At 44.0% G+C, this 18,288-nt stretch carries 16 protein-coding genes; all 16 read left to right on the top strand.

Translation table 11 applies throughout. The annotated features are described in order from the left end of the window. The first annotated feature begins 44 nt into the window (after positions 1 to 44). The gene (pgsA, locus tag HZL42_RS05510) at positions 45 to 626 is read left to right on the top strand and encodes a CDP-diacylglycerol--glycerol-3-phosphate 3-phosphatidyltransferase (protein ID WP_219054654.1); all 582 of its coding nucleotides are present in this window, start codon (positions 45 to 47) and stop codon (positions 624 to 626) included. Between the two features lie 41 nt (positions 627 to 667). Further along, positions 668 to 1,144, top strand: coding sequence for a nicotinamide-nucleotide amidohydrolase family protein (locus tag HZL42_RS05505; RefSeq protein ID WP_219054653.1), 477 nt, complete (start codon positions 668 to 670; stop codon positions 1,142 to 1,144). A gap of 85 nt (positions 1,145 to 1,229) precedes the next feature. Beyond that, positions 1,230 to 2,315 carry a recombinase RecA gene (gene recA, locus HZL42_RS05500; protein WP_219054652.1) on the top strand — a complete coding sequence of 362 codons (1,086 nt, stop codon included), beginning with the start codon at positions 1,230 to 1,232 and terminating at the stop codon, positions 2,313 to 2,315. Between the two features lie 175 nt (positions 2,316 to 2,490). Then, positions 2,491 to 4,050, top strand: coding sequence for a ribonuclease Y (gene rny, locus HZL42_RS05495; RefSeq protein ID WP_219282866.1), 1,560 nt, complete (start codon positions 2,491 to 2,493; stop codon positions 4,048 to 4,050). A 92-nt stretch (positions 4,051 to 4,142) separates the two neighbouring features. Beyond that, positions 4,143 to 4,946, top strand: coding sequence for a TIGR00282 family metallophosphoesterase (locus HZL42_RS05490; RefSeq protein WP_219054651.1), 804 nt, complete (start codon positions 4,143 to 4,145; stop codon positions 4,944 to 4,946). Positions 4,947 to 4,973: 27 nt separating this feature from the next. After that, complete coding sequence (gene mutS / locus HZL42_RS05485; RefSeq protein ID WP_219054650.1) at positions 4,974 to 7,607, top strand: DNA mismatch repair protein MutS; 2,634 nt, start codon at positions 4,974 to 4,976, stop codon at positions 7,605 to 7,607. A 21-nt stretch (positions 7,608 to 7,628) separates the two neighbouring features. Continuing rightward, positions 7,629 to 9,596 (top strand): DNA mismatch repair endonuclease MutL, encoded by a 1,968-nt coding sequence (mutL, locus tag HZL42_RS05480; protein ID WP_219054649.1) that lies wholly within the window; start codon positions 7,629 to 7,631, stop codon positions 9,594 to 9,596. A gap of 14 nt (positions 9,597 to 9,610) precedes the next feature. Beyond that, entirely contained in the window at positions 9,611 to 10,222 is a 612-nt protein-coding gene (gene ruvA / locus HZL42_RS05475; protein ID WP_219054648.1) for a Holliday junction branch migration protein RuvA, read from the top strand. 18 nt (positions 10,223 to 10,240) lie between these two features. Continuing rightward, positions 10,241 to 11,248, top strand: coding sequence for a Holliday junction branch migration DNA helicase RuvB (ruvB, locus tag HZL42_RS05470; protein ID WP_219054647.1), 1,008 nt, complete (start codon positions 10,241 to 10,243; stop codon positions 11,246 to 11,248). A gap of 48 nt (positions 11,249 to 11,296) precedes the next feature. Beyond that, the gene (yajC, locus tag HZL42_RS05465) at positions 11,297 to 11,656 is read left to right on the top strand and encodes a preprotein translocase subunit YajC (RefSeq protein ID WP_219054646.1); all 360 of its coding nucleotides are present in this window, start codon (positions 11,297 to 11,299) and stop codon (positions 11,654 to 11,656) included. Between the two features lie 89 nt (positions 11,657 to 11,745). Further along, entirely contained in the window at positions 11,746 to 12,702 is a 957-nt protein-coding gene (locus HZL42_RS05460; protein ID WP_219054645.1) for a bifunctional oligoribonuclease/PAP phosphatase NrnA, read from the top strand. Continuing rightward, on the top strand, positions 12,702 to 14,063 hold the full coding sequence (locus HZL42_RS05455) for a DEAD/DEAH box helicase (RefSeq protein ID WP_219054644.1): 1,362 nt from the start codon (positions 12,702 to 12,704) through the stop codon (positions 14,061 to 14,063). The genes HZL42_RS05460 and HZL42_RS05455 overlap by 1 nt, the downstream gene beginning before the upstream one ends. Positions 14,064 to 14,353: 290 nt before the next feature. Next, the gene (gene alaS, locus HZL42_RS05450; protein ID WP_219054643.1) at positions 14,354 to 16,999 is read left to right on the top strand and encodes an alanine--tRNA ligase; all 2,646 of its coding nucleotides are present in this window, start codon (positions 14,354 to 14,356) and stop codon (positions 16,997 to 16,999) included. A gap of 179 nt (positions 17,000 to 17,178) precedes the next feature. Next, on the top strand, positions 17,179 to 17,451 hold the full coding sequence (locus tag HZL42_RS05445; protein WP_219054642.1) for an IreB family regulatory phosphoprotein: 273 nt from the start codon (positions 17,179 to 17,181) through the stop codon (positions 17,449 to 17,451). Further along, complete coding sequence (ruvX, locus tag HZL42_RS05440; RefSeq protein ID WP_219054641.1) at positions 17,451 to 17,885, top strand: Holliday junction resolvase RuvX; 435 nt, start codon at positions 17,451 to 17,453, stop codon at positions 17,883 to 17,885. Before HZL42_RS05445 ends, ruvX begins: the two co-directional genes overlap by 1 nt. A gap of 14 nt (positions 17,886 to 17,899) precedes the next feature. Then, positions 17,900 to 18,205, top strand: a complete 306-nt coding sequence (locus HZL42_RS05435; protein WP_219054640.1) for a DUF1292 domain-containing protein — start codon at positions 17,900 to 17,902, stop codon at positions 18,203 to 18,205. Positions 18,206 to 18,288: the final 83 nt, after the last annotated feature.

Here is an 18,288-nt window from a genome sequence, read left to right as displayed (position 1 = left end):
AAAGCGGGGTGTTTTTGCCCGGCTTTTTATTTGGAGGTTTTTAGATGAATTTACCTAATAAATTAACAGTGTTACGAATCTTTTTAATTCCAGTTTTCATTTTAATTCTAGTGCTTCCGATTAGCTGGGGAACCGTTAGCATTCTGGGCAGTCAGGTCCCTATCAATAGTATGCTTGGGGCAATTATATTTGCGGCCGCTTCCATTACCGATTTCTTGGATGGGCAGATTGCTCGACGGGGGCACCTAGTTACGAACTTTGGTAAGTTTGCCGATCCGCTAGCTGATAAGATGCTCGTGATGACCGCCTTCATTATTCTTGTTTCATATGGAAAGGTTCCGGCATGGGTAGCTGCAATCATTGTTTGTCGGGAGCTAGCCGTCACTGGACTGCGGTTAATCGTAGTGGAAAATGATGGGAAAGTGATTGCAGCAGCGTGGCCCGGTAAAATTAAGACGGCTTCTCAGATGTTCTCAATCATCTTTTTATTCATGAATAACTTTATTTTTAGTTTAATTAACGTTCCAATTGGCGAAATTTTACTATACATCTGTTTGTTCTTTACGGTTTACTCTGGAGCCGAGTACTTTATTAAAAGTGGCTCTGTTTTTAAAGATTCGATTTAAAAACGCATTGTTTACGTATTTAAATATTGAAGGTGATAAAAATGGCGAATGAATTCCAAACCCAAATAGTTAAAAAAATGATTAAAGCACGATTATCAATTACGGCGGCCGAAAGTTTAACTGCTGGAATGTTTCAAAGCACCCTTGGTGATGTTGCTGGGGTTTCTGCAATTTTCCCCGGCGGATTTGTTACCTATGCAGACGAAGTTAAACACCAATTAGTGGGGGTTTCTGATGATACAATTGCTCAGTTTGGGGTTGTGTCTGAACAAACTGCATTGGAAATGGCAAGTGGCGCTAGTCAGGTTTTAAACACCAAGGTTGCCGTTTCGTTCACTGGGGTTGCTGGTCCTGATCCACTAGAGGGCCATCCGGCTGGCACTGTATGGATTGGATTATCATTTGTGGGCCACCACTCAATTGCCAGGGTTTATCACTTTCAAGGTGATCGAGATGCAGTCAGAAGACAGGCGGTAGCAAAGGGATTTGAAATGATTGCTGATTGCTTAGTAGAATAAAAAACGAACTTTTGTTTGCATTTTTGATAATTGATTAGTATAGTATAGAAAGATGATTTTTTGGAAACGACAAGGAGGAAAATGAATGGCTGACGAACGAAAAGCGGCACTTGACGGTGCGCTAAAGCGAATTGTTAAAGAGTTCGGAAAGGGCTCCATTATGAGAATGGGCGACCGTGGTGACACGCGGATCTCTACCGTTCCTTCTGGGTCATTAGTTTTAGACAATGCTCTTGGGGTGGGTGGCTACCCACGGGGAAGAATTGTTGAAATCTATGGACCAGAAAGTTCAGGGAAAACTACGATTGCCTTACAAGCCGTTGCAGAAGTTCAAAAGCAAGGTGGGACTGCTGCTTATATTGATGCTGAAAATGCATTGGACCCTGAATATGCGACTAATTTAGGGGTTAATATCGATGACCTATTACTATCACAGCCAGATACTGGTGAACAGGGGCTCCAAATTGCGGATGCGCTAGTTTCTAGTGGTGCGATTGACATTGTAGTTATTGACTCTGTAGCTGCATTGGTTCCGCGGGCTGAAATTGAAGGTGAAATGGGTGATACCCACGTTGGGCTTCAAGCCCGGTTAATGTCACAGGCCCTTAGAAAGCTTTCCGGAACCATTAATAAGACTAAGACCATTGCCCTATTCATTAATCAGATTCGTGAAAAAGTGGGGGTAATGTTTGGAAATCCAGAAACCACTCCTGGTGGCCGAGCTCTTAAGTTTTACTCTACGATCCGACTTGAGATTCGTCGTGGCGAACAGATCAAGGATGGAACTGATATTATCGGAAGTCGTGCTAAGATTAAGGTTGCTAAAAATAAGGTTGCTCCTCCGTTCAAGCGTTGTGAAGTTGACATCATGTACGGGAAGGGAGTTTCCCAAGATGGTGAATTAATTGATATGGCTGCTGATAAGGATATCATCAATAAGGCTGGTTCTTGGTACTCATACGGTGCCGATCGAATTGGTCAGGGGCGTGAAAATGCTAAGCAATACCTAGTTGAACATCCAGATGTGAAGGCCGAAATTTACAATAAGGTCCGTTCTGCCTACAATATGGGGGGCGCTAGTGAAGAAGCAACTGCAGATTCTGCAGCTGATGATGGTAACGATGCTCCTTCAGCATCCACTAGTGATTCCAAATCAAAAACTGATAAGTAAATATGGAGCAAATTGAGGCGACTTGATTTGCTTTTTATTTTGAAACGGTTATAAGTTAGTTGACACTGAGCACTGTAAAATTTAAAATGGATAAGTGTGATAGTAATTTAATAACATCTAAAATACTGATTAATTAATCATTGTTTGATGATGCGGAGGTGTTATAGTGCCATTTATTTATTTAATCCTCGTCGCAATCATCGCTATTATCGTTGGTTTTTTTGTTGGAAAAGCAGTTCACCAAAGTGCAACTGAAAAGCGGCTTAATGCTGCCCACCAAAATGTCGATGACATTTTATCTGAAGCAAAGCGTCAGGCTGAGACCAATAAAAAGGAATCAATCCTGGAAGCACGTGAAGAGAGTAATGATTATCGATCCAAGATTGAAAAAGAATTGAAGGACCGCCGTTCTGAAATTCAAAAGCAAGAGGATCGATTATTACAACGTGAGGATTCACTAGACCGAAAGGAATCTTCATTAGAAAAGCGTGACAATTGGTTTAGTAAGAAAGAGGCTAAGCTAAGTGCAGATGAAAAACAAATTGCCAAACGACAAAAAGAAGCAGAATCACTCGTTGAGAAACGTCAACTTGAGGTCGAACGGGTTTCATCTCTGTCACAAGATGAAGCACGCGACTTAATTATTAAGGAGACTAATGATCAATTAGCTGACGAGCGAGCTAAGATGATTAAATCTAGTTATGATCAGGCGCATCGTGATGCCAATGAAAATGCTAAGAATTTAATCGTTCAAGCAATTCAACAAAGTGCTGCTGATACGGTTTCTGAAACGACCGTATCAGTTGTTAACTTACCAAATGATGACATGAAGGGACGGATTATCGGTCGTGAAGGTCGGAATATTAGGACTTTTGAGACGTTAACTGGAATTGATTTAGTGATTGATGATACTCCAGAAGCCGTTATTCTAAGTGGTTTTGACCCCATTCGGCGGGAAGTTGCCAAAATTGCCTTAGAAAAGTTGATTAAGGACGGACGAATTCACCCCGCTCGAATTGAAGAGATGGTGGAAAAGAGTCGTCGTGAACTAGATCAACACATCCAAGAAATTGGTGAAAATGTGATCTTTGACTTGGGAATTCATTCAATGAATCATGAATTAATTAAGTTAATTGGTAAATTAAAGTATAAAATGTACTTTGGACAAAATGCTTTAAGTCGGTCAATTGAGGTAGCTAAACTCACTGGAGTGTTAGCTGCTGAATTGGGTGAGGATGTTACGTTAGCAAAACGCGCAGGATTATTACACGAAATTGGACTTGCTGTTGATCACGAAGCAGATGGTTCGCACATTAAAATCGGTGCCGACCTTGCTAAGAAGTATCACGAAAGCCCAGTGGTTATTGATTCAATCTTGGCCAATGATGGGGCAACTGCTACTCAACCACGTTACGTGATCTCAGAGTTAGTTGCCGTTGCCGAGAAGATTTCAATTTCTAGACCAGGAGCAAAGAGTAAGTCGCTAGAAAGCTTTGTTCACCGGCTAGATAGTTTAGAAAAAATTAGTAATAGTTTTAAAGAAGTTAAACAGAGCTACGCCATTCAAGCAGGACGTGAAATTCGGGTGATTGTTAATCCTGAACGAGTTTCAGATACCCAAGCGGTGGTGTTAGCTCGCAATATTAAACGTAAGATTGAATCTGACATGGAATATCCAGGTCACATTAAAGTTACAATCATTCGTGAAGTTCGATCAGTTGAATATGCGAAGTAAAAAAGACCCAGTGGTGGTCTTTTTTATTTTCTTTCTTCCGTGGTAAAATTAAATAAACTGCTTTCAGAAAAAGAATCGAGGACCCGAATTAGATGAGATTACTATTTATTGGGGACACCGTTGGTAATATTGGTGTTGCCATGTTACAAGAATACCTCCCCCAGTTAAAACGGGATTTGAAACCACAGGTAACCGTTGTTAACGGCGAAAATGCCACTTCTGTCGGTCGAGGGATTAGCCAGAAGGTTTATAAGCAAATTATGAATGCGGGGGCCGATGTGATTACCCTTGGAAACCATGCTTGGAATAATGCTGAAATTTTGGACTTTATTGATGACACGAATAAGTTAGTTCGTCCCGCCAATTATCCTGGACCGGATGTTCCAGGTCGGGGGTATACGGTGATTAATGTAAACGGTAAACAGATGGCAATCATTAATCTGCAGGGGTTAGTTTTAATGGATAACTTGAACAACCCATTTGATACGATTGATGGTTTATTGAAGACGCTTCAATCTGAAGTTGACTACTCATTTGTTGATTTTCATGCAGAGACCACAAGTGAAAAAATGGCAATTGCCAGGTACCTGGATGGCCGGATTTCAGCGTTAGTTGGGACCCATACCCACGTTCAAACCAGTGATTACCGGATTTTACCCGGTGGAACGGCGTTCATGACCGATGCTGGAATGACTGGCCCGTACGATAGCGTCCTGGGGATGCAGACCGATTTAATCTTAAAACGGTTTATTACCCAACGGCCAGTTCACTTTAAGGTGGCAGAAACTGGAGCGGGGATTCTTTCGGGTTGTGTAATTGACATTAGCGATCGAACCGGATTAGCCACTAAAATTCGCCCAATTTTAATTAACCCTGACCATCCGTATGTAAATTAAGAATCACATAATGAAAGGAACTTTTGAATGGGAAACGTAACTAAATTAACGCCAATGATGCAACAATATCAAGCGGTTAAGGATAAGTATCCGGATGCTTTCTTGATGTATCGCCTTGGTGATTTTTATGAATTATTCAATGAAGATGCGGTAAAGGGCTCCCAAATCCTTGAATTGACGTTAACTAGTCGGAACCGGAACTCTAAGGATCCGATTCCAATGTGTGGAGTTCCCCACCGGGCAATTCAGAACTACGTTGATATTCTAGTTGACCGGGGTTATAAGGTCGCCATTTGTGAGCAATTGGAGGACCCTAAGCTTGCCAAGGGCATGGTGAAGCGGGCAGTGACTCAATTAATTACGCCCGGAACCAGAACTGAATCGGGAGTCGCCAACGCCAAGAATAATAACTACTTAACGGCCCTCTCGTATGATGCTAAGAACAATCAATACGGGTTTGCATACGCCGAACTATCTACCGGAGAATTAAAAAGTAGCCAACTCCGGGATCAAGATGCGATTGTGAACGAGGTCTTGAGCCTACAGACTAAGGAAATCGTCGTCGATGAAATGGCGGGCGCTGATTTAATTCAAACGTTTGAAAAGCTGGGGATTCTAGTTTCCCACCAGGACCAAACTAAGCAGATGGCTGAAACTAGTTACCTGACCCAAGATTTGCCAACTGAAATCCAAAAGCATAGTGTTGCAATTTTATTAACTTACATTACCGAAACGCAAAAACGGGACCTAGCACATTTGCAACGGGCAGTGGCCTACGAACCATCCTACTTTTTAAAGTTGGATCATAATTCACAGTATAACCTGGAACTCTCCCAAAACATCCGGACCAAAAAGAAGTCTGGAACGCTTTTATGGTTGTTAGATAACACTAAAACAGCAATGGGGGGGCGGAAGTTAAAGCGGTGGCTCGCACGTCCGTTAATTAAAGCAGCTGCGATTGAAAAGCGCCAAAATGCGGTCCAAGAACTATTAGATAACTATTTTGAACGAAGCCAGCTGCAAGAAGCATTGGTAAAGGTCTATGATTTAGAACGCCTGGCCGGCAGGGTTGCGTTCGGAAACGTTAACGGCCGGGATTTAATTCAACTAAAAACATCGTTGGAACAAATCCCTCAAATTAAAAATAGCCTGGAATCCTTAAACCCGAAGGTCTTAGGGCCACTCTATAAAAAGTTGGAACCAGTGGATGACGTTGCCCAGCTAATTGATGCGGCCATCATTTCCGATCCCCCAATCTCAGTTACTGACGGTGGGGTGATTAAGGCTGGTTACAGTGATCAATTAGATCAATACCGCGATGCAATGCAGAACGGAAAGCAGTGGTTAGCCGAATTAGAGGCTCGTGAACGCAAGGCGACTGGCATTAATAACCTAAAGATTGGCTATAACCATGTCTTTGGTTATTACATTGAAGTTACCAAGGTCAACTTAAGTAAACTACCGCGCGAGCGTTACGAACGTAAACAAACGTTGACCAATGCGGAACGCTTTTCCACCCCTGAACTAAAGGAAAAAGAAGCGCTCATCTTGGAAGCCCAGGAGAAGTCCAAGCGGTTAGAATATGATTTATTTACCGAAGTGCGTGAACAGGTTAAAAAATCAATTCAGCGCCTTCAAAAGTTAGCGGATGCGATTGCGACTTTAGATGTGTTACAAAGCTTTGCGAGCGTCAGTGAGGAATACCGGCTGGTTCGGCCCCAGTTAAACGATAACCATGATTTAGAGATTATCGATGGCCGCCATCCAGTGGTTGAAAAGGTACTGGGCCGGCAGTCGTACGTGCCCAATGATGTAAAAATGGATCCTAAGACCAACGTTCTTTTGATCACCGGTCCGAACATGTCTGGAAAAAGTACCTACATGCGACAATTAGCGTTGACCGTTGTAATGGCCCAAATGGGATGCTTTGTGCCCGCTAAGTCGGCGCAGATGCCAATTTTTGATCAAATTTTTACCAGAATTGGGGCGGCCGATGACTTAATCAGTGGCGAAAGCACCTTCATGGTGGAAATGAAGGAATCTAACCAGGCGCTTCAAGGAGCTACTCCGAATAGCTTGATTCTATTTGATGAACTGGGGCGGGGAACGGCCACCTATGATGGAATGGCGCTAGCCCAATCCATCATCGAATACGTTCATAATCACATTCACGCAAAGACGTTATTCTCAACTCATTACCACGAACTAACCGCGTTAGACCACGAATTGAGTCACCTCAAAAACGTTCACGTGGGTGCTAGCGAACAAAATGGGGAGCTAGTCTTTTTGCATAAGGTGGAACCAGGGGCGGCTGATAAGTCATATGGGATTCACGTTGCTAAAATTGCGGGACTGCCAACCCCACTATTAAAGCGGGCTGATGTGATTTTAAAGCACCTGGAAGCAGATGCGAAACCCGCAGCTGGGATTACCGAACAACCAGCAACGCTAAATGCTGAGCCAGCCAGTGCTGAAGTTAGTGCTGAACCTGATCAACAGTTGGCACTCTTTGCGGAACCCGTTGAATCGCACCCGCACCCAAAGCAATCTACTGGCGAACAACGGGTCCTCAAAGATCTAACCAAACTGGATTTAATGGGGATGACCCCAATGGACATCATGAATCGGGTTTATCAATGGAAACAGGATTTAAATAAGTAATTTAAGAAGGGAAGGTTCGTCATGGGAGCAATTCATAAGCTATCACCAATTCTCTCCAACCAAATTGCGGCTGGAGAAGTGGTGGAACGACCTGCATCGGTGGTAAAAGAATTAGTTGAAAATGCGATTGATGCTGAAAGCAACCAGGTGGATATTAACATTACTGATGCTGGATTCACTAAAATTCAAGTGATCGATGACGGGAATGGGATTGCTCCGGCGGATCTGCCACTGGCGTTTACACGCCATGCAACTAGTAAAATCAAGGACCGCCGGGACCTCTTTAACGTTCATTCGTTGGGGTTTCGCGGTGAAGCGCTGCCCAGTATTGCTTCGGTGTCAGACGTCGTGGTCAAGAGTTCCAATGGCACCCAGGGTGCTGAGTACCATGTTCATGGCGGGAAGGTAGTTGGTAGTCAACCGGCTGAACTCCGGCGGGGGACAACGGTGACCGTTACCAACCTCTTTTTTAACACCCCAGCACGGTTAAAGTACATGAAGACCCCCGCAACCGAGCTAGCTAAGATTACGGAGATGGTTAACCGGATTGCATTGGGCCATCCTGAGATTTCCTTTTCGGTGGTTCATAACGACCGGGAACTGATTCGAACCGCCGGCCGCAATAATCAACTGCAGGTAATTGGTGGCATCTACGGAGCCCCTAAGGCCCGTAAAATGGTTCACTTTGCACACCACGATTTGGATTTTAAAATTGATGGTTACTTCAGTTTGCCCGAATTAACCCGGGCAAATCGGAATTACGTGGTCGTAATTTTAAACGGGCGGTTTGTTAAGAACTACGAAATTGTGAAGGCCTTAGTAGCTGGTTATGGCTCTAAATTAATGGTGGGGCGCTATCCAATTGCGGTGCTCAACATTCAAGTTGATCCAACGTTAGTGGATGTGAACGTTCATCCAACCAAACAAACGGTCCGGATTAGCAAGGAAGCGGAGCTTTGTAATTTAATTACAACCACGGTTGCTAACCAGTTCCGGAAGCAAAATCTAATTCCCAACGTCTTGGACCGCGAACACGCCGTCAAGCCCAAGTACCAAAGTGACCAACTAGCCTTTGAACTGAACCAAAACTCAACCCACTACCATGCGAATGTGCAGCAGTCCGGGACTACGGATAAGCAACCGCTTGCTGCGAATCCAACGCAAGCAGTTAGGACGAGCCAGCCCGTTGCCCAACCGACGCCACCTAAGGTAGTGGTGGTGAAAACTAAGGGGGATTTAAATGGTCCGGCCGTAACCCAGTTTGTTGATTATTACCAAACTGAAGCGGTGGTTCCGCCATTTGATTCGATTAGTGCGCCGGAAGAAACGGCAATTGAACCGGCTGAATCGGTTGCCCAACCAACGCAGGCGCAGCCTACCTTCCCAGATTTAACTTACATTGGGCAGTTACATGGCAGCTACCTACTTGCTGAGGCTGACGATGGAATGTATATCGTTGACCAGCACGCTGCCCAGGAGCGAATTAACTACGAACGGTTTCGGGAATCGATTGGCGAGGTGGCAAAGGACCAACAGGATTTACTAGTGCCAATTGTGTTGGAATATTCAACCGCAGAATCACTGGTGCTGACCGAACGATTACCCCTCTTGCAAGGGATTGGGATCTTTTTAGAACCCTTCGGTAAAAATAGTTTTATCATTCGCAAGCACCCGACCTGGTTTGCCGCTGGGCAGGAAGAATCGACGATTCGAGAAATCGTCGACCGGGTCTTAAAGGATGGCAAAATTACGGTCGCTCAATTCCGGGCGAAGACCGCCATTATGATGAGTTGCAAACGGGCGATTAAAGCCAACCACCATTTAGATCGTAAGCAGGCCGTCGAACTGTTGGCCCATTTAAAGCAAGTTGAGGATCCGTTTAACTGTCCACACGGCCGCCCCGTATTGGTGCACTTTACCAACTATGATTTACAGAAAATGTTTAAGCGAATTCAAGATCCGCATCAGAGTCAAACCAAGCGGGATTAAGGAAGGTAAATAAAATGTATGAATATTTTGAGGGTTACGTAACTGCAGTTACCCCCAGTTACATCGTATTGGAGGTTAACGGGATTGGCTACCTTCTGTTTACAGCTGATCCGTATAGCTACCAGGTGGATGCCAACCAAAAAATCCGGGTTTATATCCATCAGGTGATTGCCGATTCATTTCAATCACTATACGCATTTCATGCCTTAAAGGATAAGGCATTATTTGAAAAGTTAATCAATGTTTCCGGAATTGGGCCAAAGAGTGCAAATGCAATTATGGCGGGAAACCAGAACCAGGGGTTACTTAAGGCTATTAATGAAGAAAACATTACCTTTTTGACTAAGTTTCCGGGCGTAGGGAAGAAGACGGCCAAACAAATTGTCTTAGATTTGAAGGGGAAAATTGACGACCTATTTGAAGGTGAACTATTGGTTCCAGAACCTAGTGTTGCCGATGACGGAGACGCTGCGAAGGAACTAAGGGATGCATTAGATGCATTGAACGCATTGGGGTATTCAGCCCGTGACGTTAAAAAAGTGGAGAAGCAGTTACTTGCGATTGATGCTCCAATGGATACCAATCAATATTTAAGTGAGGGATTGAAGCTACTCACTCAGTATTAGAAGAAGGGAGGAATTGGGATGGCTGACGATCATCGAATTGTTTCTGGCTCAGCTGAGGATAACGATGAAACGGTGGTTGAAAAATCACTACGGCCGCAGAAGCTAAGCCAATACATTGGGCAAGACCAACTTAAACATGAGCTTTCGATTTACATTCAAGCCGCGCGGCAACGCGCAGAATCGCTAGACCACGTCTTACTGTACGGCCCCCCTGGATTAGGGAAAACGACCCTGGCAATGATTATCGCTAGGGAAATGGGGGTTAACATTAAAACCACCAGTGGGCCTGCGATTGAAAAGCCTGGTGACCTGGTGGCGCTGTTAAATGAGCTCCGTCCGGGCGACGTTTTGTTCATTGATGAAATTCACCGCTTACCAAAGGTGGTTGAAGAAATGCTATATTCAGCAATGGAAGATTTTTATATCGATATTGTTGTCGGACAGGGACCAACCGCCCATCCGGTGCATTTCCCACTCCCACCGTTTACGCTGATTGGGGCAACTACGCGGGCCGGAAACTTAGCCGCCCCACTGCGTGATCGTTTTGGAATCGTAGAGCACATGAACTACTATCAAGTGGCTGATTTACAGGAAATTGTAAAGCGGACGGCTGATATTTTTCACACCACGATTCAGGAGCAGGCAGCCCATGAAATTGCCCGTCGGTCGCGGGGGACGCCCCGAATTGCCAACCGCATTTTAAAACGGGTGCGGGACTTCGCCCAGGTTTCTGGTCGGTCCGCAATTGAACTACCGATTGTGGCGCATGCATTAGAGTTGCTCAAGGTCGATGACATGGGCCTTGATGAAACCGATAAAAAGTTATTAACTACCATGATTGAAATTTATAACGGGGGCCCGGTTGGCTTAAACACGATTGCGGCCAACATTGGGGAGGAATCTGAAACGATTGAATCAATGTATGAACCCTACCTGTTGCAAATCGGCTTTTTAAAGCGAACGGCCCGCGGGAGAACCGTTACTAATAAGGCGTATGAGCATTTTAATTTAAAATCAGTAGACTAATTGATTAGTTTTTGTTAAAGTAGTATATAAATAAGGGGTGTAATAATTATGCAATACCAAACATTAATTTTCGTTGTGCTAATTATCGTTGTGATGTACTTCACCATGATTAGACCACAAAAGAAGCGTCAACAAGAACATCAAAAAACCATTAACAACCTTTCAAAGGGCGACCACGTGGTTACAATCGGTCGGCTTCACGGGGTCGTTGATACTATCGATAAGTCAAATAATACCGTGACCTTAGACTGTGACGGGATTTACCTTGAATTTGATTTAAACGCCATTGCTAGTGTTAAGGCCGCTACTACTGCAGCTGCAAGCACGAGTGAAGATAATGACGATGCTAAATCAGCTACATCTGATTCAGCAGATGCTAAGCCAGCTGATGAAGAAGCAACTAAATAAAAATTTAAATCGACCTTTAGAAAGCCTGAAGTTACTCAGGCTTTTTTTAATGTTATAATTTAGACACCAAACAAAAAAAGGATGGCATCATGAATATTCAAGAAGAAATCGTTAAAACAATTAAACAATTTGATACAATTATTATCCACCGACACCAACACCCTGATCCAGACGCCATTGGTTCGCAAATGGGCCTTGCGAACATCATTAAGGAATCATTCCCGGCAAAGCACGTTTATTGCGTTGGAAAGCAATACGCCGGCTTTAACTGGCTTGGGACGGTTGATGAAATTGCCGACGACGTTTACAAAGACGCATTGGTAATGGTATTGGATACCGCTAATCAACCCCGGGTGGATGATGCCCGTTATACCACCGGTAAGAAGATGATCAAAATTGACCACCATCCTAATGACGATCAATTTGGGGATCTAATGTGGGTAAAACCAGAAGCTTCTAGTACTAGTGAATTAATTTATGACCTATACGCCAATAGTGATGATCTTAAAATCAATGCTGAAGCCGGACGCCTACTGTACGCCGGAATCGTTGGCGATACAGGGCGCTTCAAGTACCCATCTACTTCCGCACACACATTTGCGGTTGCTGCTGGTTTGGCGCAGTTGGACTTCTCGACTAGTGACGTTAATCAAATTGAAGATGAAATCGACCTACCATTAGCACGGCTATCGGCCTACGTTTACCAAAACCTACAAATTTTAGAAACCGGGGCAGGATATATCGTATTGACGAACCAAATTTTGAAGGACCTCGACCTAGGGGATGAAAGTACCTCAGCGGTGGTTCCATTGCCTGGCAAACTTAAGGAAATCAAGGACTGGGCTATCTTCGTTCAACAAAAGGACGAAAGTTATCGGGTCCGGCTTCGTTCAAAGGGGCCCGTAATCAACGAAATTGCAAAGCAATTCGGTGGTGGTGGCCATCCACTAGCTAGTGGTGCGGTTGCTAAGGATGATGCTGAAATCAAGCAGGTAGTTGCAGCGATTAGTGATGCTGCAAAGAATTATAAAGGAGTAATCGCCTAATGAGGACCACTTTTAAACAGTTTAACTTAAAGCCATTCATTAATGACGCCTTGGCGGAACTTAAATTTGTTGAACCCACTCCGGTTCAAGCAAAGTTAATTCCAGTTATTCGGAAGGGAAAAGACGTGATTGGCCAATCCGCCACCGGGAGTGGAAAGACCCATGCGTTCTTGCTACCCATTTTTGATCAAATTGATCCCGCTAACCAAGCGGTTCAGGCAGTTATTACTACTCCCAGTCGGGAACTAGCCTACCAAATTTACGAGAATGCCAAACAGCTAGCCAGTCATAGTGACCAGATCATTCACATCGCTAACTACGTGGGGGGGACCGACAAGCAACGCCAAATTGAAAAGTTGGCCAATGAACAACCCCAAATTGTAATTGGGACGCCAGGACGAATCTTAGACCTCGTTCAAACCCAGGCGCTGGACCTCCACACTGCGAACCGGTTAGTTGTCGACGAAGCTGATATGACGCTTGACCTTGGTTTCTTAGGCGAAGTGGATAAGATTGCCGCTAGCTTTGGTGAAGATCTGCAAATGATGGTCTTTTCAGCTACGATTCCCCAAAAATTAGAACCATTTTTGAAGAAGTACATGAACCAGCCAGTTTCAGAAGAAATCCCGGTTGAATCAGTAATTAGCCCAACGGTCAAGAACCTTTTGATTTCTACCAAGGGGCAGGACAAAAATGATTTGATTTACCAACTCCTAACGATTGGAGAACCCTACCTGGTGTTAATTTTTGCTAATACTCGGTCCCGGGTAAAGGAAATTCATGACTACCTACTCGGTCAGGGGCTCAAAGTTGGAATGATTCAAGGGGGAATGAAACCGCGGGAACGGAAGCGAATCATGAAGCAGGTTCAACGACTTGAATTCCAGTTCGTGGTGGCGACGGATTTAGCTGCCCGGGGAATTGATATTGACGGAGTATCTGACGTGATTAACGATGATATTCCAGAGGACCTCGATTACTTTATCCATCGGGTTGGCCGGACCGGGCGCAATGGAATGTCCGGAACGGCGATCACACTCTACCAGCCGGGGGAAGAAGACCGGGTGGCCGAATTAGAAAAAATGGGCATCAAGTTTTTACCAAAGGCCATCAAGAATCATGAAGTTGTTGATTCATATGACCGAAACCGGCGGAAGACCCACCGCAATAAGGCTAAAAAGCTAGAACCAACTATGATTGGAATGGTTAAAAAGAATAAGCGGAAAGTCAAGCCTGGTTATAAACGGCGGATCAAGAACGCCATCAAACGCAATGATGAAATGAACCGGAAAATCGAGCAACGAAATGAAGCCCGTCAACAACGGAAGCAAAAGAAGCAAAGTTCCCAACGTTACCGGTGATTTTTAGGCATAAAGATTGGCTCAAGAATAAAAATATTGTATAATGAGAATGATTAAAAATTAAAATTAACAACTTGGAACATACGAGTGCTAAATGGCAAGCAGAGATGGGTTGGTCAGTGCAAAGCCCACAAGTTTATCGCTCGTGCTATCCAGATTAAAGTTACGCTGCTCAGCGTTATTGAGAATTAAAGAGGTAAACGAAAACATCGTTGCAAGTAAAGTGGTACCGCGTTAAAAGCGTCTTTACTAGCAACGGTGTTTTTGTGCTTTTGGAGGGATTTATTGAGATGAAAAAATTAAGTAGTAGTGAAATTCGCCAAATGTATTTGGATTTCTTTGCAGAACGTGGTCACACGATCATGCCAAGTGCATCGTTGATTCCAGTGGACGATCTATCATTGCTTTGGATTAATTCCGGGGTTGCAACCATGAAGAAGTACTTTGAAGGCCGTGTGGTTCCTAAGAACCGTAGAATGACTAGCTCCCAAAAGAGTATTCGGACGAACGATATTGAAAACGTTGGGAAGACTGCTCGGCACCAAACGTTATTTGAAATGCTAGGGAACTTCTCCGTTGGGGATTACTTTAAAAAGGAAGCCATTCACTGGGCCTTTGAACTGTTAACTTCAGAGAAGTACTTCGGCTGGGATAAGGATAAGTTATACATGACCATTTATCCTGAAGACGAAGACGCGCGCAACTTCTGGATTGAAGCCGGGGTGGATCCAAGCCACCTAATCGACATGGAAGATAACTTCTGGGATGTTGGTCAGGGGCCTTCAGGTCCAGATTCAGAAATCTTCTACGACCGTGGCGAAAAGTTTAACGACTTAGCACCCGACGATCCAGAAAACTATCCTGGTGGGGAAAACGAACGTTACCTCGAAGTCTGGAACATCGTGTTCTCCCAGTTCAACCATAAACCAGATGATACCTACGAACCACTTCCAAGAAAGAACATTGATACGGGGATGGGACTCGAACGGGTCGTTTCAATTTTCCAAGACGCCCCAACTAACTTTGAAACCGATCTCTTCCTACCAATTATCCATAAGACCCAAGAACTAAGTGATGGTCGGAAGTATGGCAAAGTAGAAGCCGATGATGTTTCATTCAAGATCATTGCCGATCATGCCCGGGCCATTACGTTTGCAATTAACGATGGGGCCATTCCATCCAACGTTGGTCGTGGTTACGTGATCAGACGTTTGATTCGGCGGGCCATCGTTGCTGGTCGGGACCTAGGAATTCAAGAAAACTTCCTCTACAAGTTGGTACCAGTGGTGGGTGAGATCATGAAGTCCCACTACCCAGACGTATTGAAGAATGCAGACTACATTGAAAAGGTGGTTAAATCAGAAGAAAACCGTTTTAACGACACCCTTTCAGATGGATTGGACCTCTTGAACGACTTGATGGATAAGGTTCGGGCATCCAACGAAAAACAAATGAGTGGGGCCGATGCATTTAAGCTCTACGATACCTATGGTTTTCCATTCGAATTAACGCAAGAATACCTGACTGATGCTGGGATGAGCGTTGATGCAGAAGGTTTCAAAAATGAAATGCAAAAGCAAAAGGACCGGGCTAGAAACGCCAGAGACGATGGCAATGCAATGGCCATTCAACGGGATCTCTTGGTTGATATCAAGACCCCAAGTAAGTACGTTGGATACACCCAATTAACGGTGGATAAGGCAAAACTAGAAGACATCGTCTTTGATGAAAAGCTAGTGGACTCTGTTAAGGCTGGCAAGGCAGAATTGATCTTTGATCAAACACCATTCTACGCTGAAATGGGGGGCCAAGTTGCTGACCAAGGGGTTATTGAAGACCAAGCTGGTAACTTAGTGGCTAAAGTAATTGACGTACAACATGCCCCTAATAACCAAAACCTTCATACCGTTGAACTAGTGGAGCCAATGAAGAAGGGCGAATTATACAAATTAGTAGTGGACCGTAGTTTCCACAGTAAGGTTGAAAAGAACCATACCGCAACCCACTTGTTGGATCAATCGCTTCGGAACATTTTGGGTGGCCACACCCAACAAGCTGGTTCACTAGTGGAACCCACTTATTTACGGTTTGACTTTAACCACTTCGGCTCCGTAACTGACGACGACCTTAAGAAGGTGGAACAATTAGTGAACGACCAAATCTTTGCAGCCCTACCAGTGACAACGATTGAAACCGATCCAAAGACTGGTAAGGAAATGGGTGCGGTAGCCGTATTTAGTTCTAAGTACGGTAAGAAGGTCAGAGTGGTTAGCGCTGGGGACTTCTCAGTTGAATTTTGTGGTGGTGACCACGTTAAGAACACCAGTGAAATCGGCCTCTTCAAGATTGTTTCTGAATCAGGAGTTGGGGCTGGAGTGCGGAGAATTGAAGCCGTTACTTCTAAGGAAGCCTTCGAATTCTTAAACGACCGGGAAGCACTATTGAAGCAGGTTGCTGATGAACTCAAGACGAAGCAAATTAAGGACGTGCCAAATAAGGTAACGCAAATGCAATCAGAAGTAAAAGCCCTTCAACAAAAGCAAGAATCATTAGAAGCTAAGATTGCTGGTCAACAAGCTAACGACGTGTTTGAAAACGTTCAGGATGCTAATGGGGTCAAGATCATTACCGGAATTATTAAGGATTCTGGAATGAACCAACTCCGTCAATTAGCAGATACTTGGCGGACCAAGGGGCTTTCTGACGTGTTAGTGCTGGGAACTAACAGTAAGGATAAGGCCAACTTAATTGCTGCTGTCAGTGATGAAAAGGTTAAGGCCGGCTTTAAGGCTGGTGATTTGATCAAGGCCATTGCTGGAAATATTAACGGTGGTGGTGGTGGTCGCCCTAACATGGCTCAAGCTGGTGGAACGAATCCCGCTGGTTTGAACGATGCAATGAGTGCGGCTGTTGATTTTGTTAAATCTCAAAAATAGTTAAAGCAAATTGTCCTAACGGGTGAAAATAATTCAACCGTTAGGGCTTTTTTTAGATTATGATATAATAAGACAACTGACGATAAATGAACGGATTTATTAATAATCTGGACCAATTTGAGATTCTGATGTTTTTTTAGTAGAATGAAACTAATCGGAATAATAGTGAGGTGTTGTAAATGGCTTCTTTAGATAAAACGATGTACTTCGATTTTAATAAAGCACCGAAGGATGTACATGATACACTTTTAATTGTTTATAAAACCCTGGAAGAAAAGGGGTATAATCCTTATAATCAAATCGTAGGATACTTAATTTCTGGGGATCCGGCTTATATCCCCCGTTTTAACGATGCTCGTAATTTGATTCGACGCCATGAACGCGACGAAATTATTGAGGAACTAGTACGATTCTACCTTGATAAAAATAAGAAGGATGAGGACGCAAAATAATGAGGTTAATGGGCTTAGACGTTGGGACTAAAACCGTGGGGATTGCAGTAAGTGATCCCCTCGGGTGGACGGCTCAAGGCGTCGAAATTATACCGATTGATGAAGAACAAAAGGAATTTGGTTGGGACCGCCTCAAACAACTAGTTGACCAATATGAAGTGACTGGGTTTGTGGTCGGCCTGCCCAAGAACATGAATAATACTTCAGGCCCCCGGGTGGAAGCTTGCCGCAAGTACGCCTGGATGGCTAATCAACACTTTGGCATTCCATTTGACTTTCAAGATGAACGACTAACGACCGTAGAAGCCGAGCGAATGTTAGTTGAAGAAGCTGACACTTCCAGAAAAAAACGTAAACAAGTAATCGATAAAGTCGCTGCAGAGTTGATTTTGCAGGGCTACTTAGACCGGAAGGGTAAATTAACCCAACAATAAAAGGAGCAATTATAATGACTGAAACGACTAGTGAAGATGGCAAACAACAAATTACCTTGGTTGATGACCAAGGCAACGAAGAATTATACACAATTTTATTTACCTTCGAATCTGAAGATATGGGAAAATCATACATTTTGGTGTACCCCGCTGGTAAGGAAGACGACGATGAAGTGGATATCGAAGCCTACGCCCTTCCTAAGGGTGAGGATCCTAGTGATCCCCAGGGTGGCAGCTTAATGCCGATTGAATCTGAAAAGGAATGGGACATTGTAGAATCCGTTCTAAACACATTCTTAGATAACGATTCTGATGAATAGCACCACTGACTTCCAGCTGTCCGTTGGAAGTTTTTTTGTGAAATACTAACTGCGCTAATATTTCGTGCTAAAATAATAGATGG

The organism is Lactobacillus sp. Sy-1 (assembly GCF_019303535.1).
Classification (GTDB): Bacteria; Bacillota; Bacilli; order Lactobacillales; family Lactobacillaceae; genus Nicoliella.
Note: the sequence above shows the minus strand (reverse complement) of the source record. Positions and strands in the feature narration are given on the sequence as shown.